Here is a 22,905-nt window from a genome sequence, read left to right as displayed (position 1 = left end):
TTCCCGGTGATGGTGACCCTGCTCAGCGCGTACCCGCTTCGCGCACCCGATCGAGTGTAGCGGGCGGCCGTGTGCTGTTCGCGTCAGCCAGCCGGACCGGCGGGCTCCGGTTCGGGTACCGGCTCCACCGGCGCCCGTTTCCGGAACACCCTGACCAGCCCGATCGCCCCGGCCAGCGCGAAGACGCCGTAACAGGCGAGCAGCGCGGGCGGCGTGTCGCCGGTCAAGACGTCCCCGAGCACGACCACCGCGACGGTGCCGGGCACGCTTCCCAGCAGCGTACCCGCCAGATACGGGGTCAGCCGTACGGACGACACCCCGCAGAGGTAACTGAAGGGCGCGAAGGGCACTACGGGTATGAGTCGCAGCGACGTGATGGCCAGGACGCCACCGTCGGAGAGCCGGTCGTTGACCGCCCGCACCGACGTGCGGTGCAGGTGCCGGGTGATGAGGTCCCGGCCGAGCAGCCGGGCCAGCCCGAACGACAGGCCGGCCGCGATGGTGGTGGCGACGAGCCCGATCGCGATCCCGGCCGCGGTGCCGACCAGCAGGCCGGCCGCGAGGTTGAACACCGTCCGCGGGATCGGGATCACGGTGAGCAGCGAGTACGCGACGAACAGGATGAGCGGAGTGGCCGGGCCGGTGGCCGCTGCCCAGGCGCGCAGCTCGGCCGGCCCCGGGATCGGCAACAGCACCGCGGCCGCCGCGAAGAGGGCGAGCACGGCGAGCGCGACGATCAGCTTGGTGCGGCCGGACACCCGTTCGAGGCTACAGCGTCGGTTCCCCGGGTCGTTTCGGCGGGAAACTCACGCGGGCCGGGCGGCGCGATCACCGCTAGCGTGGCCGCATGCCCAAGCACGGTGACCCGGTGACCTACGAGGTGGGCGGGCGCAGCGTCCGCGTCTCCAGCCCGGACAAGGTGTACTTCCCGCAGCGCGGCATCACCAAGCGGCAGGTCGTCGAGTACTACCTGGCGGTCGGCGAGCCGCTGCTGCGCGCGATCGGCGAGCGGCCCACGACGCTGAAGCGCTACGTCGACGGCGTCGAGGGCGACTGGTTCTACGCCAAGCGCCTGCCGAAGGGCGCGCCGGACTGGGTGGAGACCGCCGAGATCACGTTCCCCTCGGGCCGCAAGGCCGCCGAGGTGTGCCCGACCGAGCCGGCCGTGTTCGCGTGGGCGGCCAACCTCGGCACGTTCGACTTCCACCCGTGGCCGGTGCGGCGCCCGGACGTCGATCACCCGGACGAGCTGCGGATCGACGTCGACCCGCCGGACCGCGCCGGGTTCGCCGACGCCGTCGAGGTCGCGCAGGTCGTCCGCGAGGTGCTGGAGGCCGCCGGGCTGACGGGCTACCCGAAGACGTCCGGCGGCCGCGGCGTGCACGTGCTGGTCCGGATCCGCCCGGAGTGGGACTTCGTCCAGGTGCGCCACGCGGTGATCGCGCTGGGCCGCGAGGTCGAGCGCCGCATCCCGGACAAGGCGACGATCGCCTGGTGGAAGGAGGAACGCGGCGGCCGCGTCTTCCTCGACTACAACCAGGCGGCCCGCGACCGCACGGTCGCGTCGAGCTGGTCGGTCCGCGGCACCCCACGAGCGACGGTCTCCACCCCGCTGACGTGGGACATGCTGCCCGAGGTCGACGCGGACGACTTCGACGTCCTCACGGTCCCGGACTTCCTGGCCGAGCACGGCGACCTGCACGCACACCTGGACGACAAGGCGTACGGCCTAGAGACGGCCCTGGAGTGGTACGAGCGCGACCTGCGCGACCACGGGCTCGGGGATCTGCCGTATCCGCCGGACTATCCGAAGATGCCGGGGGAGCCGAAGCGGGTCCAGCCGAGCAAGGCCCGCCCGGAGCCGGAGGCCTGACTCAGGGTTTCCGGCAGCTGACACCGGTCACGGTCGCCTTGGGCGCGACCTTGGTGCTCATGGTGGACATGACGGTGCGGTCGACGCGGTAGGAGGAACCGCCCTGGGAGTAGGCGGTCTCGATCAGCTCGCCGGAGTCGTCCCCCGAGATGCTGTAGGTGATGTCGCAGTCCCAGAGCAGGGTGCTCGCGCCGAGCATGCTGAGCTTCGGTTCGACGACGACGTTGCAGCCCGCGGAGCCGAAGCACTGCTTGGACACGACGCTGAGGGCGACGGAGTAGTCCTTCGCCGCCGGCTCCGGCAGCAGGGGCTCGGTGCTGGTCGGCGCGACCAGCTCGGGGATGGACGGGCTGGTGGTGGCGGGAGCGACGGCGTCGCGCGGGCGCACCTGGCCGTCGGCCGACACCCACGTCCCGCCGGGGCCCACGCACGGGGCCTGCTGCGCCTTGTCCAGGCACGGGCCGGAGGCGGCCTTGCCGACCACGACCACCACGGCGATGCCGGCCACCAGCAGCGGCAGGGCGACCAGCGCGGCGACGGCCCACGGCCACTTCTTGCGCGGCGGCTCGGGGGCGGGCGGTGCGTAGTACGGCAGCGGCGGGCCGGTCGGAGTCGGAACGGACATGGTTTCCTCCCGTGACGGTGTGCGAGGACAGACGCCACGACGAATCACGTTGTTACTCAGCGAGACCAGTCCGTGCCGAAAACCGGCACGGACTGTAACCATCGCCACAGGGGTGCCGGGTGCCACTCGCGCTCGGCGAAAGTGGTCAAAACCTTTATCGGTTTCCCGCCCGAAAAGAACGCGGAGTGATCACCCAAGCGCGCGGTGTCGCCTATAGGGTCACAAATGTTGCACGGCCGAGTTCGGCGTCACGATCATGGACTCGAACGGCGTAACGTGCGGTCCCGAATCGACGACTCCCCGGGACAATGCCGGGGGCGGGCTCGACCAGAGGGAGGCCCTTCGTGGACGACCTGATCGCATTCCTCGCCGCGCGCGTGGGCGCGCGGCAGGCGTTGATCATGCAGGCCGTCAACAAGGCCAAGGGCGGCGACACGATGAACCGCGGCGAGACGAAGGTCGCCGTGGAGCAGCGGATCCGCGGGCTGACCGACCTGGACCTCGACGCCGTCAACCAGATGATCAACGAGATCGAGGCGACCCGGCGGATCCTGCTCGCCCACCGCACGACGGTGTCCGAGAAGGTCCCCGGCTTTCCGCTCTACGGCAGCGAATACTGGTGTGAGACCTGCCACGTGCCCGCCGACGAGGCCGGCTCGAACTGGTGCCTCACGCTGCGCCTGCTGGCACTGCCCTACGCCGACCACGCGGACTACAGCGAGCGCTGGCGCCCCTGACGGGAATCCCGTCGCGCGCCGGGCGTTGCACCCGGTGTGAAGCTTTCCGTGCTCGACCGTTCGCCCGTGCGGCGCGGCAGCACCCCGGCGCGGGCGCTGCGGGACACCGTCGCCTTCGCCGCCGGCGTCGAACGGCTGGGCTACCACCGCTTCTGGGTGTCCGAGCACCACAGCGTGCCCGGGGTCGCCGGGTCCGCGCCGACCGTGCTGGCCGCGGCCGTCGCCGGGGCGACGTCGCGGATTCGCGTCGGCACCGGCGGCGTGATGCTGCCGAACCACCGCCCGCTGGTCGTCGCCGAGCAGTTCGGCGTCCTCGAAGCGCTGCACCCGGGTCGGATCGACATGGGGCTGGGCCGCTCGGTCGGGTTCACCGGCGGGGTCCGCGAGGCGCTCGGCCACGGCAAGGACGCCGCCGACGACTTCGGTGCGCAGGTGCGGGAGCTGCTCGGGTTCTTCACCGGCGACTACGGCTATCCCGGCGTGCACGCCTACCCGGCCGAGGGTGCCCGCGTCGCGCCGTTCCTGCTGGCCACCGGCTCCGGCGCGGACCTCGCCGCCGAGCTGGGGCTGCCGCTGGTGATCGCGCCGGTCCGCGGCGAACAGGCCCTGAAGGAAGCCGTGACGCGTTATCGCGACGGGTTCCGGCCGTCGGCGTGGGCGGGGGAGCCGTACGTCGTGGTCTCGACGGCCATCGCCGTCGCGGAGACGACGGCCGACGCCCGGCGCCTGCTCGTCTCGGAGGCCTGGGCCACGGTCTATTCGCGCTCCCACGGCGTCTTCCCGCCGCTGTCCCCGCCCGCGGAGGTCCTGGCCCTGCCGATGACCGACCGCGAACGCCGCCGCCTGGAGGAGACCCTGGACGGCCAGATTTCCGGCACACCGGCCGAGGCCGGCGACCGGCTGGGCGCACTGGTCGAGACCACCGCGGCCGACGAAGTCCTCGCGACGACGGCGGCCTACGACCAATCCGCGCGTCTCGATTCTTTCGCGGCCTTGGCCGAGTTGGCCGATCTTCGCGTTCCCGTCTGAATTCCGTGAGCCGTCGACCAATTCGAGCGATATCGCGTCGGTGAATGAAATTCCGAGTATCGGACTATCGTGTCGTCAATTATCCGTGACGGTTCGGCGACGTCGTTCTCGCGCGATCACCCGAGGACCAACGGCAGCCGGGCGGCGAGGGTGCCCAGCGCGGCCGTCTCCGCTTCCGTCGGGGCGCGGCGGCCCGTGACCACCCGCAGCGCGTCCGTGTCGTCCAGCCGGTCGCCGATCGTCGTGCCGGCGAACTTCTCCAGCACCTGCCGGGTGTACGCCAACCCCTCTGCGGGCGGCCCGGCCACCTCCGGCAGGTGCGCGACCAGGTCCAGGTGGTGCAGCGTCCACTCCACGACGTACACGCCGAGGTAGTCGGCGATCGTGATGACCCGGTCGGTCGTCTCCACCCGCCGCGCCGGGTCCGCCGCGGCCGCCGCTCGGCCGGCGGCGCCCGCCAGGTCGTCGAAGTGGTGGCGGAGGCCGTCGGCGTCGCGGTAGGCCGCCGCGCCGCGGCGGACGAACGCCGCTTCCGCGTCGACGCCCGTCGGCAGGTCCGCGGGCTGCCAGTACGTCACCGCGTCCATGTCCGGTTCCGCGTCGGTCGGCGTCACCAGGGTGATCAGCACGTCCTGCGCGTCGATGACCAGGTGGAACACCAGGTCCTGCACCAGCCAGCCGGTGCAGCCCGACGGCTGGGCCCACTGGCCGCCTTCGAGACCGGCTACCGCCGCGCGCAACGCCGTCCACGACCGCGAGAAGAGATCCACGTCGGCCAAGGTAGCGAGTCAGAGCCGCAGCTGCAGCTGGGTGAGGATGCGCTGCGCGGGGTCGCCGAAGTCCACACCGGACACTTCGGCGGCGCGCCGGACGCGGTAGCGGACGGTGTTGGGGTGGACGTTCAGCGCCGCGGCGGCGGCGCGGACGTCGCCGAACGCGTCGAGCCAGCTCAGCACGGCGGGGACGAGGATGCCGCCGTGCTCGGCGTCGTGCGCCACCAGCGCCGTCAGCCGCGGGTCGCGGATCCGCGGCTGGTCGCCGAGGTGGGCCAGCACCTCCGACAGCAGCACCTCGGCGCGGACGTCGGCCAGCGAAGCGACGTCGGACGGCCAGTGCCCGCGCGCCATCGTGGCCAGGACGCGGTCGGCGTCCCCGCGCGAGGCGACGGCGTCGGACAGCCGCGGCACGACGCCGCCGAGCGCCGCCCGGACCGGGACGTCCAGGTGCCGGCGGGCCGCGCCGGCGATTTCGCGGGCCAGCGCCAGGACGGCGGCGTCCGAGTGCTCGGGCAGGTCCGGCAGCAGCGCGTAGACGCGGCCGCCGATCACGCTCACCAGCGCGCTGCGCCGGTACGCGGCGGTGTGCACGGCGATCAGGTGCACCAGCTCGGCGCGCCGCAGCTGCCGGTTGTCCGATCGCTCCAGGGCGAACGCCAGCACCTGCGCCGGCCGCGACGGGTCGGCGCCGATGTCGTCGGCGACGGACTCGGCGTCCAGCCTGCCTTCCAGCAGGCTCGCCAGGAGGTCCTCGCGCAGCCGCAGCTCGGGGCTGGGCAGCGTGCGGGCGCGGATCAGCTGCGGGGCGAGCGCGCGGCTCGCGCCGAGCAGCGCCAGCTCGGCCTGCTCGGTGAGCGGCTGGGCGCCTTCCTGGACCCAGATCGTGCCGAGCGGCTGCGTGCCGGCGTGGATGCCCGCGGCGATCCGCCGCCGGATGCCGAGCTCCGGGCGCTCGTCGATCCGCACGATCCCCTCGCCGGCGCGAAGCCGCTGGTAAACGCCCCATTCGCGGAGCAGCGCGAGGTAGCGTTCCGGGCCTTCGCGGCCGAGGATCGACAGCCGTCGCAGCTCGTCGACCTCGTCGCCGGCGCGGGAGTAGGCGAGCACGCGGCTGGCCGTGTCCTCGATGCTGACGAGCCCGCCGGTGAGGGTCGCAATCGTCTGCGCCAGGGCGAACAGGTCGCCGAGCACCTCGCCGCTCGCCGCTTCGCCGCCCGCGCGGGCGGCCTCGACGACACCACGGGCGAGTGACTCCACTTGCTCCCAGCGGGCTTCGGCGCCGACGGTGAGGAGGGCGACGCCGGCGTCCGCGGCCACCTCGGCACCGCCGGTGCCCTTGACCGCGACGGCCGCCGCACCGCCGCGGCCGGCCGCGCGGATCGCGGGTGCCGCGGCCCGCCCGCGCGCGCCGATGACCAGCACCAGGTCGCCGGGGCTCGCTTCCAACGGGTCTTCGGGGTCGAGGATGACGACGTCCGAGACCGGCACGCCGAGGCCGTGCGGCGCCACGACGACCTCGACCAGCGGTTCGCCGAGGGTGGCGAGCACGTGCCGCAGCGACGTCCCGGCCGTCACCTGCGGGTCAGCCGATAGGACAAGCTCATGTCGGTGATTTTAGCCGTTCGGACAAACCCAGAACACGTGTCCGGGGTTACCGTTCGGGGCATCAGGACTTGGAAGAGCGCTGCAGAGGAGCCGCCGTGGACGCCGTGACCCAGACCCCCGCCCCGAAGAACGAGACGGTGCTGACCTACGCGCCGGGTAGCGCGGAGCGCGCGGAACTCGAGGGCGCGCTCAAGCGGCTGGGCCAGGCGGAACCCGTCGACCTCACGGTCACCGTCGGGGGCGAGCAGCGTCCCGGCGGCGGCGAGAAGATCGACGTCGTGCAGCCGCACAACCACCGCCACGTGCTGGGCACCATCCACAGCGCCACGCAGCAGGACACCACGGACGCCATCACCGCGGCCGCGACGGTCGCGCCGGAGTGGCGCGCGCTGTCCTACGACGACCGCGCCGCCATCCTGCTGCGCGCGGCCGACCTGCTGACCGGCCCGTGGCGCGCCACGATCAACGCCGCCACCATGCTCGGCCAGTCCAAGACCGCGACCCAGGCCGAGATCGACTCCGCCTGCGAGCTCGCCGACTTCTGGCGCTTCAACGTCGAGTTCGGCCGCCGCGTGCTCACCGAGCAGCCGATCAGCTCGCCGGGTGTGTGGAACCGGCTGGAGCACCGCCCGCTCGAAGGCTTCGTCTACGCGATCACGCCGTTCAACTTCACCGCGATCGCCGGCAACCTGCCGACCGCGCCCGCGCTGATGGGCAACACCGTGCTGTGGAAGCCGTCGCCGACGCAGTCGTTCGCCGCGCACCTGACCATGCGGCTGCTCGAAGAGGCCGGCCTGCCGGCGGGCGTCATCAACCTGCTGCCGGGTGACGGCCAGGCCGTCTCCGAGGTCGCCCTGACCCACCGCGACCTGGCCGGCGTCCACTTCACCGGCTCGACCGCGACGTTCCAGCACCTCTGGGGCACGATCGGCGCGAACATCGCCGGGTACCGCTCCTACCCGCGGCTGGTCGGCGAGACCGGCGGCAAGGACTTCATCGTCGCGCACCCGTCGGCCGACGTCGACGTCCTGCGCACCGCGATGGTCCGCGGCGCTTTCGAGTACCAGGGCCAGAAGTGCTCCGCGGCGTCGCGGGCCTACATCCCGCGCAGCGTCTGGAACCGGGTGAAGGACGGTCTCGTCGCGGAGACCGAAGCCCTGTCCTACGGCGACGTCACCGACCTGTCGCACTTCGGCGGCGCGGTGATCGACCGGCGCGCGTTCGACAAGCACGCTTCGCTGTTCGACCGCGTCAAGGGTGACGCCTCGGTGGAGATCCTCACCGGCGGCACGGCCGACGACACCGACGGCTTCTTCGTCCAGCCGACGATCCTCGTCTCGGACAACCCGAAGCACGAGATCTTCTCGACCGAGTACTTCGGCCCGATCCTCTCGGTGCACGTCTACGAGGACGGCGACTTCGACGCCGTGCTCAAGCTCGTCGACGAGACGGCGTCCTACGCGCTGACCGGCGCGATCATCGCGAACGACCGCACGGCCGTCGCGAAGGCGTCCGAGGCGCTGCGGTTCGCCGCCGGCAACTTCTACGTCAACGACAAGCCGACCGGCGCGGTCGTCGGCCAGCAGCCGTTCGGCGGCGCGCGGGCCTCGGGTACCAACGACAAGGCCGGCTCGATCTTCAACCTGCAGCGCTGGACGAGCCCGCGGTCGATCAAGGAAACCTTCGTCCCGCCGACCAGCGTCCGCTACCCCCACCAGGGCTGAGGAGGTCCCGTCATGTTGCGTGCCCCGTTGCTCGCCGCCGCCCGCTCGAAGGGCATCCGGCGGCTCGTCGAAGCGGTGCCCGCCACGCGATCCGTGGTGCGCCGGTTCGTGGCCGGGTCCGAGACCGCCGACGCCGTCCGCGTAGCCAGGGAACTGGCCGCGGATGGCCGGCGGATCACCCTCGACCACCTGGGTGAGGACACCACCGACGCCGCGCAGGCGACGGCGACGGTCGCGGCCTACGAAGCCGTCCTGTCGGCCCTGGCCTCGGAAGGGCTCGCTGCCGGCGCGGACGTCTCGGTGAAGCTGTCGGCGGTGGGCCAGTTCCTGCCGTCGAACGGCGAGGACGTCGCGCTGGAGAACGCCCGGAAGATCTGTGCGGCGGCGGACGCGGTCGGCGCGACCGTGACGCTCGACATGGAGGACCACACCACCACGGACTCGACGCTCGGCATCCTGCGGGAGCTGCGCGGCGAGTACCCGTGGGTCGGCGCGGTGCTCCAGGCGTACCTGCGGCGCACCGAGCAGGACTGCCGCGAGCTGTCCGGCCCGGGCTCACGGGTGCGGCTGTGCAAGGGCGCCTACGCCGAGCCGGAGTCGGCCGCGTTCCAGGACAAGGGCGACGTCGACAAGTCGTACGTGCGCTGCCTGCGTGTCCTGATGGCCGGACAGGGCTACCCGATGGTGGCCTCGCACGACCCGCGGATGATCGAGATTGCCGCGGCGCTGGCGATCGAGAACACCCGGTCGTCCGACGACCACGAGTTCCAGATGCTCTACGGCATCCGCCCGGAGGAGCAGGCGCGGATCGCGGCGTCGGGCTCGCGGATGCGCGTCTACGTGCCCTACGGCGACGAGTGGTACGGCTACTTCATGCGCCGTCTCGCGGAGCGCCCGGCCAACCTGGGCTTCTTCCTGCGCGGCCTGGCCACCCGGTCCTGAAAAGCCGTGAAGGCCTCTCGGAGTCATGGAGTCGTTGCAACACCGCCCAGCGAAGGGTGGAACTGCGATGACACGGGTACGAACCCATCGGTGGCTACCACGCTCGGCGCAGCTGCTGTTCTGGCAGCAGATCCGGGCAGGCCTGACCGCGAAACCGGCCGCGCAAGCGGCCGGTTTCGCCCCCGCCACAGGCGGGCGGCTGTTCCGCCAAGCTGGCGGGGTGATCAGCAACGCACCCCACCAGCCCGGGCCGGTCCGGCTGACTATCGCCGAGCGGGAAGAGATCGCCTGTCTGAAAGCCGCAGGTCACGGCCCACGCGCCATCGGCAGAACGATCGACCGGCCGGCCTCGACAGTGTCACGGGAGCTGGCCCGCAACACCGGCCTGACCGGCCACTACCGGGCCAGCAGCGCCCAGCACCGGGCCGAACACCGCGCGAAACGACCCAAGACCGCGAAGCTGCGTGCCGATCCGGCGTTGCGGGCGGCGGTGCAGGACGGGCTGACCCGGAAGTGGTCGCCGCGGCAGATCTCCGAGAGACTGGTGCTGGACTTTCCCGACCGGCCGGAGATGCGGGTGTCGCACGAGACGATCTATCAGTCGCTGTATGTGCAGGGCCGGGGCGCGCTGCGCCGGGAACTGACCGCAGCACTGCGGACCGGGCGGGCGTTGCGGATGCCGCGGCGGCAGGCCCAGGCCCGGCGGGAGCGCCCGTCGGGCGGGATCCAGGACATGGTCAACATTTCCGAGCGGCCTGCCGAGGCCGCCGACCGGGCGGTGCCGGGGCATTGGGAAGGCGACCTGATCCTGGGCCAGGACAATCGGTCCGCGATCGGGACGCTGGTGGAACGGTCGACCCGGTTCGTGATGCTGCTGCACCTGCCCCACGGGCGAGACGCAGCCACGGTCGCGGCGTCGATGACCGAGATGATCCAGACGTTGCCGCCGCTGCTGCTGGGCTCGCTGACCTGGGATCAGGGCAAAGAAATGGCCCATCACCGGAAGATCACCCTCGACACCGGGTTGCAGATCTACTTCTGCGATCCGCATTCGCCCTGGCAGCGCGGCAGCAACGAGAACACCAACGGACTGCTCCGGCAGTACTTCCCCAAAAGCACCGACCTGTCCCAGCACAGCACGGCGGAGCTGGTGCGGGTGGCGGAGGAGCTGAACGGGCGACCTCGGGAGACCCTCGGCTGGCGGACACCAACCGAGGCCCTCACGAAGCTACTGTCAGATCAACAAACACCAGGTGTTGCAACCACCGCATGAATCCGCCCCTCCTTACCGGCCATAAGAGCCGGGAAGGAGGCCTTCACGGCTTTCGGGCGTTACGCCTGCTCGGCCGTCTCGGCTTCGGCGGCCTTGCGCTTGACCTCGGCCATGTCGATGTCGCGCGCCTGCTTGATCAGCTCTTCCAGGGCGGGCTCGGGAAGAGCGCCGGGCTGGGCGTAGATCAGCGTCTTGTCGCGGATGATCGCGAGCGTCGGAATCGAACGGACGTCGAAGGCGGCCGCGAGCTGCTGCTGCGCCTCCGTGTCGACGCTCGCGAACACGATGTCCTCGTGCTTCTCCGACGCCTTCTCGTACACCGGCGCGAACTGACGGCACGGGCCGCACCAGCTCGCCCAGAAGTCGATGAGGACGAACTCGTGGTCATTGAGGGTCTGGTCGAAGTTCTCGGCGGTCAGCTCAACGGTGCTCATGACCTGGTCAACGACGTGGGCGCGGCGGGAATTCCCGGGCGCGCGGTAGCGTCTGCACGAGCGAAACCCGCGTGACCCGAGGAGGAGACATGGCCGACAGCGAGATCCTGGGCCGGATCGACGAACTGATCGCGGAGGAGCACGAGCTCCGGTCGCGCTCGGTGGGCGTCGGCCTGGCCGGCACCGACAAGGACCGGCTCACCTCGGTCGAGCAGCAGCTCGACCAGTGCTGGGACCTGCTCCGGCAGCGCCGCGCGAAAACCGAGTTCCACGAGAACCCGGAAGACGCCCAGGCCCGCCCGGTCTCCGAGGTCGAGTCCTACCGCCAGTAAGCCGTAACTCGCGTGATCGGGGCCGGAACCCACGTGATTGAAGCCGGAACTCGCGAGTTCCGGCTTCAATCACGTGAATGACGTGCCGGATCACGCGAGTTACGGGGTCAGGCGGGGCAGAGGGTGCCGTCGGCGGGGATCTTGCCGTCGATGAGGAAGCCGCGGGCCGCGTCCGTGACGCAGGGGGACGCGCCCAGCGCGCCGTGGCCCGCGCCCTGCCAGGTCAGCGTCACCGCGGACGGCATCTGGTCGGCCGCGCGGGTGGTGCCCACCTGCGGGGTGACCGGGTCGGCCGCGGTGGCCGTGACCAGGATCGGCGGTGCGCCCGGGGCGCCCGCCGGGGGAAGCGGCTCGGTCCGCACCGGCCACGGGCCGCACCACGCCAGCTCCTGGGCGACGACCGCGCCGAACTGCGGGTACTTGGCGCGCATCCCGCCCACGACCTGGTCGAGCTGGTCGGCCGACAGGCGCGTCTGGCTGTCGTTGCAGTGCGTCGCGATCGTGGAGTCGAGCCGCGACGGCTGGGCCCGCGAGTCGTGCAGCGCCGGCGCGGCGAACGCGGCCAGCGGCGCGATGGTCCCGCCCTTGGCCGCCGTGATCGCGTCGGCCAGCTCGGGCCAGCGCGAGCGCTGCGTCAGTCCGGAGTAGACGGCGAACATCGCGACGCCCGGGCCGAACGCGCTCCCGTCGTCGTTCGACGGCGGCGAAGCGCGCAGCTGGTCGGTCAAGGTGGCGAGGGCGGCCTTCGGGTCGCCGAGCGAGCACCCGCGCGCCGCGCAGTCGGCCGCGAAAGCGTCCAAAGTGGACTGGGCGCCGGCCGCGACGGCGTCGAGCACCGCGGCCGAGTCCGGGCCCGGGTCGGGCACGCCGTCGAGCACCATCCGGCCGACCTGGCCGGGGAAGCGCACGGCGTACTCCGCAAGCACCTTCGAGCCGTCGCCGCGGCCGAGCGCGTCGAGCCGCTCCATGCCCAGCTGCTTGCGCAGCTCGTCGAGGTCGCCCGCGGCGCGCCAGCTGTCCAGCGCGGTCTGCGTGTCGTCCAGCTCGATGGCGCACTGCTGACCGGCCTTGCGCGCGGCGTCCAGGACGTCGGCGAGGCCGCCCTGCGCCGGGTCGGCGTCGATCAGGTCGTGCCGGATCTCGGCCGGCACGCACTGCACGGCGCCCGACATCCCGGTGCCGCGCCGGTCCAGGCCGATCAGCGAGAACTTCTCCAGGAACGCCGGCGGCAGCGTGGTGGCGAGGCGGGCGGCGTAGATCGTGCCCGGTTCGCCGCCGACGTCGTTGACGACGACGAGCGGCACCGGCCCGGCGCCGACCTTGAGCGCCAGCAGCCGCATGACCGAGCGGCGCGGCTCGCCCGGCGCGTCGACCGGGGTCGACACGCGGGCGCAGGTGAAGTGCAGGCTGTCCGGGACCGGCGGGGTGCCGATCCGCTGGCGGGTGTCGTCGTCGCAGTCGGACCACTTCAACGTCGACGACTGCGGCTCGCCCAGCGGCGGCAGCGGGACCGGCGGCGTCGCGCTGGGCGCCGCCGACTTCGCCGGGCCGTCGTTCTCGACCAGCGCGGGGCGCACCGACGGCCCCGCGGCGCAGCCCGCGGCGGAGGCCAGGGCGAGCAGCGCGACCAGCAGACGGGAACGGCGGCGCACGGGCGAAGTCCTCACGTAGATCAAGGCCGGAACACCCGTGAGCTTTCCACGTCGTGTGTGGGACGCGGGTTAGCGGGTACGCACCACCTGGCCGCGGAACACGGCGTCGAGGTCGTAGCGGGCCGGCTCGTCGAGCTGGCCGTAGTCGCACGACGCGGGCTCGCGGTCCGGGCGCCACCGCACGAACCGCGCGTTGTGCCGGAACCGCGACGGCATGCCGCCCTCGGTGTTCTCGTAGGCCACCTCGACGACGCGCTCGGGCCGCAGCGGCACCCATTCGTGCTCGGTGGCGCGCCAGCGGGTGATCCCGCCGGGGATCCGCTGCGCCTCGCCGGTGGCCTTGCCGCCCCACGGGTGGTCCTCGCCGTCGGTGATCAGCGGCGCCAGCTCCTCGGCCAGCTCGCGACGGCGGTCCTTCGGGAACGACCCGATCGTGCCGACGTGGTGCAGCACGCCCGCGTCGTCGTGCAGGCCGAGCAGGAACGAGCCGACGAGGTCGCCCGGGCCGCCGTCGACGTGCCAGCGCAGCCCGGCCAGCACGCAGTCGGCGGTGCGCAGGTGCTTGTACTTGAGCAGGACCCGCTTGCCGGGGGCGTACGGCTCGTCCAGGGGCTTGCCGATGACGCCGTCGAGGCCGGCGCCCTCGAACAGCTCGAACCAGTGCCGCGCCGTGTCCGGGTCGGTGGTCGCCGGGGTGAGCGAGATGCGGCCGTCGGCCAGCTTCTCGAGCCGTTCGCGGCGGGCCGACGTCGGTTCGTCGAGGAAGGACTCGTCGCCGAGGGCGAGCAGGTCGAACGCGACGAACTCGGCGGGCTGCTCGTCCGCCAGCAGCGTGATGCGGCTTTCGGCGGGGTGGATCCGCTGGGTGAGCGCGTCGAAGTCGAGCCGCCCGTCCCGTGCGACGACGAGTTCGCCGTCCAGCACGACCTTCGGCGGCAGGATCTCGAGCAGCCGCGCGACCGCCTCCGGGAAGTACCGGTTGAGCGGCTTCTCGGCGCGGGACTGCAGGTACAGCTCGTCGCCGTCGCGGAACACGATGCAGCGGAAGCCGTCCCACTTGGGCTCGAACAGCAGCCCGCCGGAGTCCGGGATGGCCTTGGCGGGCTTGGCGAGCATCGGCTTCAGCGGCGGCTGCAGCGGTAGGGGCATGACGGCATTCTGCGGAACAACGCCGCTCAGCGCACGCGTTCGGCCCGGCCCGTGTCGAGCTCGAGGCGCACGGCCGTCGGCAGGACGTCGAGGCCGAGGGACTCGCGCGCCCTGGTCAGCACGCGCAGGTCGAGGTCCTCCCAGACGCGCTTGAGGTCGGTGCCCTCGTGCAGGTACAGGGTGATGCGCAACGCGGGAGAAGTCCGCGAGCCGACCGCGCGGACCCGGGCGCGGCTGACGCCGTCGAGCTGCTCCGCGTCGGCTTGGACCGCGTCGGAGATCGCGCCCGCCGTGACGACCAGCTCGGCACCCGCGGTGTCGTCGAGGGCCAGGTCGGGCCGCGGTTCCGGGCGCAGCGACCGCACCGCCCAGCGCAGGCCCAGCACGAACAGGAGCAGGCCGAGCACGATCGCGGCGATGCGAGCGGGCGTGGCGTGCCCGCCCAGCCAGTCGACGGCCATCGGGTCGAGCAGCGGGCGCCGGCCGCGGAACTCGCCGAGCCAGCCCGCGCCGACGACCAGCGCGAGCGCGCCGCCGAGCAGGGCCAGCAGCCCGACGAGGAACGTCAGCACGCGTTCGCCCGCGTACGACCGGGAAAGCGCCTTCGTGGCGATCGACTTGCTCATCGGCGGTCCTTCGGCGAGTCGACGACGACGCTGACCTTCGGCCGCCGGGCCAGCGGGACGTCGTCGAGCAGCGTGGCCACGGTCTCCAGCAGGCGCGGCCGCAGCTCGCCCTCGGTCTCGAGCCTGCTGGTCGCGCGGACCCGGACCCGGCGGGCGCTGGCGGTGACCGTCGCGCCCGCGACGTTGTCCTGCGCCCGCACCACGAGCCCGACGAGCCGGGCCAGCGACCGCGGGGACGTCGAGACGCTGACCTCGTCGGCCGGATCGGTCAGTCGGACCGCGCGGTTGCCGGCGGCCAGCGCGCACAGCAGCAGCACCAGGCCGGCGACGGCGAGCACGACGGCGCCGACGCGGACGGTGTAGGCGTCCCAGCCCAGGGCCGCGAGCCCGGCCTGCCAGCGCGGCCACGGCACCAGCAGCGGCCCGGACCCCGGGCGCCACCAGTGCCAGCCGACCTCGAGCGCGAGCAGGATCCCGGCGCCGGCGAAGGCCAGGCCGAGCAGGGTGGACAGGAGCCGGACGAACAGGCGCACGGTTACCGCACCCTCGGCGGGACGTCGGGCAGCAGCGCCGACACCGTCACGGCCAGGGTCCGCACCTGGTAAGACGTGATCCGCTCGACCTCGTCGACGACGCGCTCGCGCACGACGCCGACGACCGCGCGCACCGCCGCCGGGTAGTGCAGGGCCAGGTCGAGCGCCAGATCGACGTCGTTGTCGTGGCCGCCGACCCGCGCGTTCGTGCCCTTCTTGCCGGCCCGCGCGGTGCCGGGCACCTGGTCGGCGGCGTGCTGCGCGACCTTGCGCACTACCGCGTGCCCGATGGTGAGGGTGCCGCGCTCGTCCGGTTCGGCGAGCTCGCGCGGCACGTCGAGGAGCCGGCTCACTTGTCGCGGCCCTTCCCGAACAGCTCGCCGAGGTCGAGTTCGCCGTCGAGCACCCGGCCGGCGACCAGCCCGATGATCCCGACGGCCAGGGTCACCAGGAACGCGGTGAACCCCTGGGTCGCGGCCAGGCCGAGGATGAGCCCGGCCAAGAGCCCGGTCTGCGTTGCGTTCACGTTGTCCTCCAAGGACAGGCGGGGAGAAACCTCTTCTTGCGGGGTCCGGGTGGCGGAGCCCCCGGCCCGGGGCAAGGCCCCGGGATGTCACTGCGGGGAGGTCATTTGACGCGGGGCGGACGGCGGCGCTTGCGCAGGCGCGCGAGCACCGCGGCCACCCCGCGGCGGTTCACCACGAAGCGGATCGGCGCGTCGAACCGGGCGTCACCGATCGTCGAGTCCACTGCGGACTTGCCGGCGCGGAACCGGGCGAGCCCGGCGGCGAACTCGGCCGGGTCGCCGCCGACGTCGGGGTGGTGGGTGCGCACGAACTCCCGGAAGGCCGCGCGGGCCTCCGGGTCGTCCCGCGCACCCCGCGCGGTCACTCCACCCGCGACGGGAGTTCGGGCTCGTCCTCACCCGGCAGGTGGATGTCGTTGACGGCGATGTTGACCTCGATCACCTCGAGGCCGGTGATCTGCTCGACGGCGGTGATCACGTTGCGCCGCACCGCGCGGGCGACGTCGGCGATGCGCGCGCCGTACTCGACGACGACGTCGAGGTCGATCGCGGTCTGCTTCTCGCCGACCTCGACCGACACGCCGGACGTGGTGACCGTGCCGGAGCCGGGGATGCGCTCGCGCAGGGCGCTGAACGCCCGCGACATGCCACCGCCCAGCGCGTGCACCCCGGTGACCTCGCGGGTGGCCATCCCGGCGACCTTCTGCACCACCAGCGACGAGATCGTGGTGCGGCCGGCGGCGCCCTCCTCGTTGAGCGGGGTCACCAGGCCGGGGCTTTCGGTCCGTTCCGGATGCATGCCTGCAGGCTCCTTTCGAGCGGTCTTGTCGTCCCTACGATGCCCGCGACCACGGGGCTCTCACGCAAGGTCACCCATTCGGGGGAATGTTTCAGTCGGGGTGGACGTCGACGACGTGCACGTTGACCACAGTGGCCACGCCCAGCTGCCGCGCCAGCTCCGCGGTGATCTCCCGCCGCAGCGTCTCGGCGGCTTCGTCGGCGGTGAGGCCGAAGCGGACCGACACCAGCACCTGGACCACGTCGTCCTCCACCGCGACGGCCGAGATCCGCACGCCCGCGGGCGCCCGTGCGGCGGCGATCGCCGAGGCCAGGCGGCCGACGACCCGCTCGGTCACGCGCAGGCTGCCTTCCTCGCCGGGCACGTCCACCGCCGTCCGGCGGCCGCGGGCCACCGTGCGCAGCACGCGTTCGACCAGGCCGGGCGGGGTCGGCACCCGGCGGCGGGCGGCCGCGCGCACGGCGTCCCAGCGGGGGTCCTGTTCCGGGTCCATCACCGCTCCCTCAGCTCGGCGAGCAGCGCCACCCTGGCCCGGTGCAGGCGGGAGCGCAAGGCGCCGACGTTCACGTCGAGCACTTCGGCGACCTCTTCGTAGCTCAGCCCTTCCAGTTCGCGCAGCACCAGCGGCACCCGCTGGGACAGCTCGAGCCGGCCGATCGCGCGCAGCACGGCGTCGACCTCCTCGGCGCGCACGACGCGCCCCTCCGGCCCGGGTTCGGCCGCCGCGAGCAGTGCGCTGTCCACAGTGGACTTCCCGGCGGGCTCGGGTGAGTCCAGGGAGATCGTCGGCTTCCGGCGGCGCAGCATCGCGAGCGCGCCGTTGGTGACGACGCGGTAGAGCCACGTCGACACGGCCGACTCGTGCCGGAAGCCGCCCAGCGAGCGCCAGGCGGCCAGCCACGCCTCCTGCACGACGTCCTCGGCCTCGGCGGCGCTGCCGGTGATCCGCAGCGCGACCCGGTACATCCGGGGCGTGTGCCGGCGCACCAGCACGCCGAACGCGGCTTCGTCGCCGCCGGCGGCCCGTTCGACCAGCGTGGCGTCGTCGGTCATCCGCCACCCCGGCGGTAGCGCAGGAGCGTGAAGCCGTCCTCGACGAGGACCGACGCCAGGGCGAGCGCGCGCGGCGCGGCGAGGGCCGGACCCGCGGCGATGCGCCCGGCGCCGCCCGCCACGAGCAGCGGCGCGACGGTGAGGCACAGCTGGTCGACGAGGTCGGCGGCGATCAGCCCGGCGAACAGGCGCGGCCCGCCTTCGCAGTCGACGCGGCGCAGGCCGCGCCCGGCCAGCAGGTCCAGCGCGAGCGCGAGGTCGACGTCGCCGTCCCCGGCGCGCAGGACCTCGACGCCGGCCAGGTGCGCGGTGTCGGCGCCGGTGGTCGTGACCACGATCGGGGCCACGATCGTGTCGGTGAACAACGGAGAGTGCGGGTCGAGGTCCGCGGTGCGCGTCACGACGGCGATCGGCGGGACGTCCGCCAGCCCGAGCCGGCGCCGGCGCTCGAGCCGCTTCGCGCTCGCCCGGACCCCGCGGTAGCCCTCGGCGCGCGCGGTGCCGGCGCCGACCAGGACGACGTCGCAGAGATCGCGCCCGAGCAGGAAGACCTCGCGGTCGGCGGCGTGCGACAGGCCCGCGGACGTCGTGTCGACCTCGACCGCGCCGTCGGCGGAGGCGACGAAGTTGACCTGGACCCACGACCGGTCGAGGGCCGCCGGGTAGGCGTAGATCGCCTCCAGGTCGGCCCCGGTCAGCTCGCCCGGTGATGGTGGCCACACGATCCGCACCCGACCATCCCAGCACGGCCGGAAACCCGTTCTCCACCGGGGGATGTGGCTACTCACCGGTGATCCGGGGCCTTCGCGGCGGCGGATAGGCTCTGCGACCATGCCCGCGCACCTGACCGACCGCCGTCCCGTGCTCGGCGCCGACGAGCTGATCACGGCGCTGGTGCCGCCGCCGCGTTTCGACGCGGTGCGGTTCGACACCTACATCCCGAACCCGGACGAGCCCAGCCAGGCCGCCGCGGTCGAGGCCTGCGCGGCGTTCGCCGGCCGCATCGGCGCGCGACCGGAGAAGAAGAAGTTCCGGCTCTTCGGGGGCTCCTCCTCGGCGCCGTCCGGCCCGATGGGGCTCTACCTCGACGGCGGCTTCGGCGTCGGCAAGACCCACCTGCTGGCTTCGGCGTGGCACGCGGCGCCGTCCCCGAAGGCGTACGGCACGTTCGTGGAGCTGACCCACCTGGTCGGCGCGCTGGGCTTCCCGGAGGCCGTGCGGCGGCTGTCGGAGCACCGGATCCTGGCCATCGACGAGTTCGAGCTGGACGACCCGGGCGACACCACGCTGGTCACGCGGCTGCTGCAGGAGCTCATGGACGCCGGGGTGTACATCGCGGCGACGTCGAACACCCTGCCGGAGAAGCTCGGCGAGGGGCGCTTCGCCGCCGAGGACTTCCTACGCGAGATCCAGTCGCTGTCGGCCCGGTTCGGCGTCGTGCGCGTCGACGGTCCCGACTACCGGCACCGCGGCCTGCCGGACGCGCCGCCGCCGGTCTCCGCCGACGAGCTGGAGGCGTCCGTCGCGGCCCACGACGGGTCCACTGTGGACGACTTCGACGCGCTGTGCGCCCACCTGGGCGAGCTGCACCCGTCGCGGTACGGGCGGCTGCTGGACGGCGTCACCCGCGTGCACCTGCGCGGCATCCACCCGGCGCCGGACCAGAACGTCGCGCTGCGGCTGGTGGCGCTGGCCGACCGCCTCTACGACCGCGCGATCCCGGTCGTCGTCTCGGGCGACCCGCTGCCGGCGCTGTTCACCGACGAGATGATCGAGGGCGGCTACCGCAAGAAGTACCTGCGCGCGATCAGCCGGTTGACGGCGCTGGCACGCGACGCGGCACAGACCACGTGACGAGCACGACGGCGACCGCGAACAGCGTGCCGCCGACGACGTCCGTGAGGTAGTGGTAGCCCATGCCGATCAGCCCGGCGGTGGCCGCGAGCAGGGCCACGGCGCTCAGCACGACGACGTAGGTCTTGCGCGTGAGCAGCACCAGCACGGTCAGCACCGCGACCAGGCTGACGGTGTGGCCGCTGGGGTAGACGAGCGTGCCGTTCTTCCACCGGTCGTACAGCGGCTTGAGCAGCCAGGTGTTGAGCAGGATCGCCAGCAGCGGCCCGCCCAGCGCGAGCGCGGCTTCCCACCGCCGCCCGGCGCGCAGGCACAGGAACACGGCGACGGCGGCCAGCGCGAACACGACGTACGGCTCGGTCGGCAGCACCAGGATCCGCGCCGCCACCGGCCCCAGGTGCGCGACGGCGCCCGCGGCGGCCGAGTCGAGCGCACTGGGCGTGTCACCGCCGGCGAACGGAAGCCCCAGCAGGAGGGCCAGCAGACCGCACCCGGCGGCGAGCACCCAGATCGTCCTCACCCCCGCGAGGGTAGTCGTCGCCCGCTCCCGCGGCCGCGCGGCGGACGTCGCGGGCCTGGTCAGGGCTGTACCAGCGCCGTGATGCCCCGCTGCGCCAGGTAGTTCGCGTCGCCGGCCCGGCTCTGCAGCACGAACGCCGCCCGCGTCCCGGCGTCGGCCAGTGCGAAGAAGCGGTCCGAGCCCCGGGTCGGGTCCGCGTCCGGGATGACGATCGCCGTCGTCCGCGGCGCCGGTTTCGGCGGGGTGCGGTCGAACTCCGCCACCAGCGCCTGCAACGCGCGGCCCGCGGGCTTGAGACGGTGCTCGTTCGTGTACAGCCCCAGGTCGTACTCCAGCGGGTTCAGGTTCGGGACCAGCGCCGGGTCGACGTCGTGCGAGCACCACCACGTGAAGCCCAGCGTGTGCGCGCACGACGCCGCGTTGCGGATCGAACGGGACAGCCACTCGGCGTACTGCGGGCGGGTCGCGTCGCTGAAGTGGATCGACGGCGCCGCGCCGTCCTCCTGGATCCAGCACGGCCTCGCCGGGTCCGTCGCGTACGCCTGCGCCACCTGGATCAGGCGCTCCGCGTTGTGCGTCTCGAACGCGCCGAGCGGGGTCGTCTTGAGCGTGCCGAAGAACGACGTCCACGGGTGGATCGCCACGATGTTCCCGGCGTCGGCCAGGCCGGCGCGGGTGAAGTAGCGGCCGTTGTCCCACGGCGCGCGGTCGCAGCCGACCGTGTGCGCCTTTCCCGGCGCGACGCTCTCCGCCGTCTCGCACAGGGTGTGCGCCCACGCGTCGGCCTGCTCCGGCGTCACCGCCAGGCCGGCGAAGGAGTCCCAGTAGTAGTACGGCTCGTTCGACAGGTCGAACCCGAGGAACCGCGGGTGCTTCCCGATCCGCGCGGCCAGTGCCGTGAGCAGCGCGCGCTGGGCGTCGAGGGCCGCCGGGTCGGTGAACCAGTTCACCGGCTCCGGCGTGGTCTGCAGCCAGTTCGGCGTCCAGTAGCGGGCCGAGATGTGGCCGTTGAAGACCGTCACCTCGACGTCGAGGCCGGCCGCGCCCGCGAGGTCCAGGAACCGGTGCAGCCGGTCGAGCTTCTCGCCGCTGACCAGGTGCGGTTCGGGCTGGAACGCCGACCACAGCAGCATCATCCGGATGTGGTCGAGCCCGAGCGCGGCGATGTCGTCGAGGTCGCGGCGCAGGTCGGCTTCGCGCCAGTCCTCCCACATGTGGAACCAGCGCGTCGAGGGTGTGTAGTTGACGCCCAGCCGGAACGGCCGCCGCCTGGGGGAGGCGAGTGCGGGCGCGGCGGTGGCCGCCAACGCCGTCGCGACCGCTCCCGTGAGCACCGACCGCCGTTTGAGATCCGCCACGCCGTCTCCCTCGCCGTCACCCGTTCACGAAGATCTAGCACGGCGGGGAATTCGTTCTCCAGCGTTGACCGGCTTCCTGTCCGGTCAGGTCCCCGAGAAGGCGGCGTGGTCGGCCTCCGTCCGGTCGGCGTAGCGCACGGCGTACGCGCCGATCGCCTCGTCCAGCTCGGAGTCGTCGGCGAAGTAGCCGGACAGCAGCTGCGGGTGCAGCGACCGCGTGTGGGCGCGGGCGAGCAGCGCCCCGGCGAGCCGGCCGTAGTCGTCGAGGTGGTCTTTCTCCAGCTCCGCCGGGTCGATGTCGCCCTTGAGGTTCCGGAACTGGCGGACGATGTACGGGACGCCGTCGATCGTGGTCCAGCCGAGCAGGATGTCGGTCTCGGCCTGCACGAGCCGGGCGCCGTCGACGATCCGGCGGCCTTCGTGTTCGGCCGCGGGCAGGTCCAGGTACGGCCCGAGCGCCGGTGACGCCGCCTGTTTCACCTGCAGGACAAGGTCTTCGTCGTCGTTGCCGTGCAGCAGCGCGACGTAGCTGCGGAGCCCGACGCTGCCGGTGCCGACGACGCGGAAGGCGACGTCGGCGATGCGGTAGCGCGAGATCAGCGTCCGCCGCGACTCGCGCAGGGTGTCCACATAGGACGCCAGCCCGGCGGCGACGGCCTCCGCGGTCTGCTCGTCGACGTGCGTCAGCACCGGCGGGTCCTCGACGAACCGGTGGCGCGCCAGGCCCGTCCGGTGGTCGTCGACGCGCTCGGTCCACTTCGCGGCGACCTTGGCGCTGTCGTTCTTGCGGGCCTTCTCGGCGGCGTCGGCGAAGTCGTCGATCAGCTCGTCCGCGCGGGCCTTCGACAGCACGGACGAGTCCGGCAGCGCGTTCCAGCTGCGCAGGAACGGCAGCTCGGCCAGCGCGCGGATGGTCCGCCGGTACGACTTCGCCGCGTCCTCGGCGGCTTCGCGGCAGCCGGACTCGCCGATGCCGCCCTCGCGGCCGGCGAGCACGAGGCTCGCGGCGAGCCGTTTGAGGTCCCACTCCCACGGGCCGGGGACGGTCTCGTCGAAGTCGTTGATGTCCATCACGATCTTGCCCTCGGGCGTGCCGTAGAGCCCGAAGTTCGCCGCGTGCGCGTCGCCGCAGAGCTGGGCGTCGAGGCCGGAGACGGGCGTGCGCGCGAGGTCGGCGCCCATCAGCCCGGCGGCGCCGCGGAAGAAGGTGAACGGGGACGCGAGCATCCGCTCACGGCGGAGTTCGACCAGCTCGGGCAGCCGTCCTTTGCCACTGGCCTCGAAGTACTGCGCGGGCGTCGGCCGGTCCGTCGCGGCGGCCTCGTGGTCGTGCGCGGTGACCGGCGTCTTGTCCCGCAGCCGCTTCCCCTGCTCGTACAGCTCGGCCGGCGTGACGCTGTCCGCACCGGCCAGCGGCCGCTCCACCCATTCCCCTGATCCCATACCTGCCCAACGCCCGATCCGCCCGGTTCGCTCCCGAACGCC

27 protein-coding genes are annotated in these 22,905 nt (G+C 72.8%); 8 read left to right on the top strand and 19 right to left on the bottom strand.

Annotation, left to right across the window (positions count from 1 at the left end; translation table 11 throughout):
• Positions 1-83: 83 nt before the first annotated feature.
• Entirely contained in the window at positions 84-758 is a 675-nt protein-coding gene (locus OHS58_RS22910; protein WP_326954776.1) for a TVP38/TMEM64 family protein, read from the bottom strand.
• 89 nt (positions 759-847) lie between these two features.
• On the opposite strand from OHS58_RS22910, the gene ligD reads away from it, so the two are divergent.
• Entirely contained in the window at positions 848-1,873 is a 1,026-nt protein-coding gene (gene ligD, locus OHS58_RS22905; RefSeq protein ID WP_326954775.1) for a non-homologous end-joining DNA ligase, read from the top strand.
• A 1-nt stretch (position 1,874) separates the two neighbouring features.
• Here ligD and OHS58_RS22900 read toward each other — a convergent pair whose 3' ends face one another.
• Positions 1,875-2,498 (bottom strand): hypothetical protein, encoded by a 624-nt coding sequence (locus OHS58_RS22900; RefSeq protein WP_328643952.1) that lies wholly within the window; start codon positions 2,496-2,498, stop codon positions 1,875-1,877.
• Positions 2,499-2,842: 344 nt separating this feature from the next.
• Between OHS58_RS22900 and OHS58_RS22895 the strand changes: the two genes are divergently transcribed.
• Together OHS58_RS22895 and OHS58_RS22890 are read left to right on the top strand one after the other, a co-directional pair.
• Entirely contained in the window at positions 2,843-3,235 is a 393-nt protein-coding gene (locus tag OHS58_RS22895; protein WP_247049063.1) for a DUF6221 family protein, read from the top strand.
• Positions 3,236-3,283: 48 nt separating this feature from the next.
• Positions 3,284-4,264 (top strand): LLM class flavin-dependent oxidoreductase, encoded by a 981-nt coding sequence (locus OHS58_RS22890; RefSeq protein ID WP_328643951.1) that lies wholly within the window; start codon positions 3,284-3,286, stop codon positions 4,262-4,264.
• Positions 4,265-4,380: 116 nt separating this feature from the next.
• Here the strand turns inward: OHS58_RS22890 and OHS58_RS22885 are convergent, their stop codons facing one another.
• On the bottom strand, positions 4,381-5,034 hold the full coding sequence (locus OHS58_RS22885) for a maleylpyruvate isomerase N-terminal domain-containing protein (RefSeq protein WP_328643950.1): 654 nt from the start codon (positions 5,032-5,034) through the stop codon (positions 4,381-4,383).
• Between the two features lie 18 nt (positions 5,035-5,052).
• A complete protein-coding gene (locus OHS58_RS22880; protein WP_328643949.1) occupies positions 5,053-6,615 on the bottom strand; it encodes a PucR family transcriptional regulator in 1,563 nt (520 codons plus the stop codon).
• A gap of 125 nt (positions 6,616-6,740) precedes the next feature.
• On the opposite strand from OHS58_RS22880, the gene pruA reads away from it, so the two are divergent.
• From pruA to OHS58_RS22865, 3 genes are all read left to right on the top strand, one after another.
• Positions 6,741-8,369 (top strand): L-glutamate gamma-semialdehyde dehydrogenase, encoded by a 1,629-nt coding sequence (pruA, locus tag OHS58_RS22875; RefSeq protein ID WP_326947748.1) that lies wholly within the window; start codon positions 6,741-6,743, stop codon positions 8,367-8,369.
• 12 nt (positions 8,370-8,381) lie between these two features.
• Positions 8,382-9,311, top strand: a complete 930-nt coding sequence (locus tag OHS58_RS22870; protein ID WP_328643948.1) for a proline dehydrogenase family protein — start codon at positions 8,382-8,384, stop codon at positions 9,309-9,311.
• A gap of 67 nt (positions 9,312-9,378) precedes the next feature.
• Positions 9,379-10,584, top strand: a complete 1,206-nt coding sequence (locus OHS58_RS22865) for an IS30 family transposase (protein ID WP_328643947.1) — start codon at positions 9,379-9,381, stop codon at positions 10,582-10,584.
• Between the two features lie 59 nt (positions 10,585-10,643).
• Here OHS58_RS22865 and OHS58_RS22860 read toward each other — a convergent pair whose 3' ends face one another.
• Positions 10,644-11,018: a thioredoxin family protein gene (locus OHS58_RS22860; RefSeq protein WP_247049069.1), complete on the bottom strand. Its 375-nt coding sequence runs from the start codon at positions 11,016-11,018 to the stop codon at positions 10,644-10,646.
• An 89-nt stretch (positions 11,019-11,107) separates the two neighbouring features.
• Here OHS58_RS22860 and OHS58_RS22855 point away from each other — a divergent pair, with 89 nt between their 5' ends.
• Complete coding sequence (locus OHS58_RS22855) at positions 11,108-11,350, top strand: DUF2630 family protein (protein WP_247049070.1); 243 nt, start codon at positions 11,108-11,110, stop codon at positions 11,348-11,350.
• 107 nt (positions 11,351-11,457) lie between these two features.
• Here the strand turns inward: OHS58_RS22855 and OHS58_RS22850 are convergent, their stop codons facing one another.
• From OHS58_RS22850 to OHS58_RS22800, 11 genes are all read right to left on the bottom strand, one after another.
• A complete protein-coding gene (locus OHS58_RS22850) occupies positions 11,458-13,002 on the bottom strand; it encodes an alpha/beta hydrolase (protein WP_371827491.1) in 1,545 nt (514 codons plus the stop codon).
• A gap of 69 nt (positions 13,003-13,071) precedes the next feature.
• The gene (locus OHS58_RS22845; RefSeq protein WP_326954769.1) at positions 13,072-14,151 is read right to left on the bottom strand and encodes an ATP-dependent DNA ligase; all 1,080 of its coding nucleotides are present in this window, start codon (positions 14,149-14,151) and stop codon (positions 13,072-13,074) included.
• 26 nt (positions 14,152-14,177) lie between these two features.
• Positions 14,178-14,777: an alkaline shock response membrane anchor protein AmaP gene (locus OHS58_RS22840; protein ID WP_328643946.1), complete on the bottom strand. Its 600-nt coding sequence runs from the start codon at positions 14,775-14,777 to the stop codon at positions 14,178-14,180.
• Positions 14,774-15,310, bottom strand: coding sequence for a DUF6286 domain-containing protein (locus OHS58_RS22835; protein WP_326954767.1), 537 nt, complete (start codon positions 15,308-15,310; stop codon positions 14,774-14,776). The genes OHS58_RS22840 and OHS58_RS22835 overlap by 4 nt, the downstream gene beginning before the upstream one ends.
• Positions 15,311-15,312: 2 nt before the next feature.
• Positions 15,313-15,663, bottom strand: a complete 351-nt coding sequence (locus tag OHS58_RS22830; protein ID WP_328643945.1) for a hypothetical protein — start codon at positions 15,661-15,663, stop codon at positions 15,313-15,315.
• Complete coding sequence (locus OHS58_RS22825) at positions 15,660-15,836, bottom strand: hypothetical protein (protein ID WP_013224542.1); 177 nt, start codon at positions 15,834-15,836, stop codon at positions 15,660-15,662. Before OHS58_RS22825 ends, OHS58_RS22830 begins: the two co-directional genes overlap by 4 nt.
• A 101-nt stretch (positions 15,837-15,937) precedes the next feature.
• Positions 15,938-16,201 carry a hypothetical protein gene (locus tag OHS58_RS22820; protein ID WP_328643944.1) on the bottom strand — a complete coding sequence of 88 codons (264 nt, stop codon included), beginning with the start codon at positions 16,199-16,201 and terminating at the stop codon, positions 15,938-15,940.
• Positions 16,198-16,635, bottom strand: a complete 438-nt coding sequence (locus OHS58_RS22815; RefSeq protein WP_247049077.1) for an Asp23/Gls24 family envelope stress response protein — start codon at positions 16,633-16,635, stop codon at positions 16,198-16,200. The genes OHS58_RS22820 and OHS58_RS22815 overlap by 4 nt, the downstream gene beginning before the upstream one ends.
• A 91-nt stretch (positions 16,636-16,726) precedes the next feature.
• A complete protein-coding gene (locus tag OHS58_RS22810) occupies positions 16,727-17,128 on the bottom strand; it encodes a hypothetical protein (protein WP_247049078.1) in 402 nt (133 codons plus the stop codon).
• Complete coding sequence (locus OHS58_RS22805) at positions 17,128-17,688, bottom strand: RNA polymerase sigma factor (protein ID WP_326947757.1); 561 nt, start codon at positions 17,686-17,688, stop codon at positions 17,128-17,130. The genes OHS58_RS22810 and OHS58_RS22805 overlap by 1 nt, the downstream gene beginning before the upstream one ends.
• Positions 17,685-18,419 carry a dihydrofolate reductase family protein gene (locus OHS58_RS22800; RefSeq protein ID WP_328643943.1) on the bottom strand — a complete coding sequence of 245 codons (735 nt, stop codon included), beginning with the start codon at positions 18,417-18,419 and terminating at the stop codon, positions 17,685-17,687. Before OHS58_RS22800 ends, OHS58_RS22805 begins: the two co-directional genes overlap by 4 nt.
• A gap of 100 nt (positions 18,420-18,519) precedes the next feature.
• Between OHS58_RS22800 and zapE the strand changes: the two genes are divergently transcribed.
• Positions 18,520-19,542, top strand: a complete 1,023-nt coding sequence (gene zapE, locus OHS58_RS22795) for a cell division protein ZapE (RefSeq protein WP_326954763.1) — start codon at positions 18,520-18,522, stop codon at positions 19,540-19,542.
• On the opposite strand, the gene OHS58_RS22790 is transcribed toward zapE, so the two are convergent.
• From OHS58_RS22790 to OHS58_RS22780, 3 genes are all read right to left on the bottom strand, one after another.
• Positions 19,496-20,047 carry a phosphatase PAP2 family protein gene (locus OHS58_RS22790; RefSeq protein WP_326951477.1) on the bottom strand — a complete coding sequence of 184 codons (552 nt, stop codon included), beginning with the start codon at positions 20,045-20,047 and terminating at the stop codon, positions 19,496-19,498. The genes zapE and OHS58_RS22790 overlap by 47 nt on opposite strands.
• Before the next feature lie 74 nt (positions 20,048-20,121).
• Positions 20,122-21,420 carry a glycoside hydrolase 5 family protein gene (locus tag OHS58_RS22785; RefSeq protein WP_328643942.1) on the bottom strand — a complete coding sequence of 433 codons (1,299 nt, stop codon included), beginning with the start codon at positions 21,418-21,420 and terminating at the stop codon, positions 20,122-20,124.
• 84 nt (positions 21,421-21,504) lie between these two features.
• Entirely contained in the window at positions 21,505-22,863 is a 1,359-nt protein-coding gene (locus OHS58_RS22780) for a DUF2252 domain-containing protein (RefSeq protein WP_328649753.1), read from the bottom strand.
• Positions 22,864-22,905 lie beyond the last annotated feature (42 nt).

The organism is Amycolatopsis sp. NBC_00348 (genome assembly GCF_036114655.1).
Lineage (GTDB): Bacteria > Actinomycetota > Actinomycetes > Mycobacteriales > Pseudonocardiaceae > Amycolatopsis.
Note: the sequence above shows the minus strand (reverse complement) of the source record. Positions and strands in the feature narration are given on the sequence as shown.

Bases quoted from the DNA above. Each gene is read 5' to 3' on its own strand.
- ligD (WP_326954775.1), top strand. From the start codon at position 848: ATGCCCAAGCACGGTGACCCGGTGACCTACGAGGTGGGCGGGCGCAGC.
- OHS58_RS22900 (WP_328643952.1), bottom strand. From the start codon at position 2,498: ATGTCCGTTCCGACTCCGACCGGCCCGCCGCTGCCGTACTACGCACCG.
- OHS58_RS22870 (WP_328643948.1), top strand. From the start codon at position 8,382: ATGTTGCGTGCCCCGTTGCTCGCCGCCGCCCGCTCGAAGGGCATCCGG.
- OHS58_RS22865 (WP_328643947.1), top strand. From the start codon at position 9,379: ATGACACGGGTACGAACCCATCGGTGGCTACCACGCTCGGCGCAGCTG.
- OHS58_RS22860 (WP_247049069.1), bottom strand. From the start codon at position 11,018: ATGAGCACCGTTGAGCTGACCGCCGAGAACTTCGACCAGACCCTCAAT.
- OHS58_RS22855 (WP_247049070.1), top strand. From the start codon at position 11,108: ATGGCCGACAGCGAGATCCTGGGCCGGATCGACGAACTGATCGCGGAG.
- OHS58_RS22845 (WP_326954769.1), bottom strand. From the start codon at position 14,151: ATGCCCCTACCGCTGCAGCCGCCGCTGAAGCCGATGCTCGCCAAGCCC.
- OHS58_RS22840 (WP_328643946.1), bottom strand. From the start codon at position 14,777: ATGAGCAAGTCGATCGCCACGAAGGCGCTTTCCCGGTCGTACGCGGGC.
- OHS58_RS22815 (WP_247049077.1), bottom strand. From the start codon at position 16,635: ATGCATCCGGAACGGACCGAAAGCCCCGGCCTGGTGACCCCGCTCAAC.
- OHS58_RS22810 (WP_247049078.1), bottom strand. From the start codon at position 17,128: ATGGACCCGGAACAGGACCCCCGCTGGGACGCCGTGCGCGCGGCCGCC.
- OHS58_RS22805 (WP_326947757.1), bottom strand. From the start codon at position 17,688: ATGACCGACGACGCCACGCTGGTCGAACGGGCCGCCGGCGGCGACGAA.
- zapE (WP_326954763.1), top strand. From the start codon at position 18,520: ATGCCCGCGCACCTGACCGACCGCCGTCCCGTGCTCGGCGCCGACGAG.
- OHS58_RS22780 (WP_328649753.1), bottom strand. From the start codon at position 22,863: ATGGGATCAGGGGAATGGGTGGAGCGGCCGCTGGCCGGTGCGGACAGC.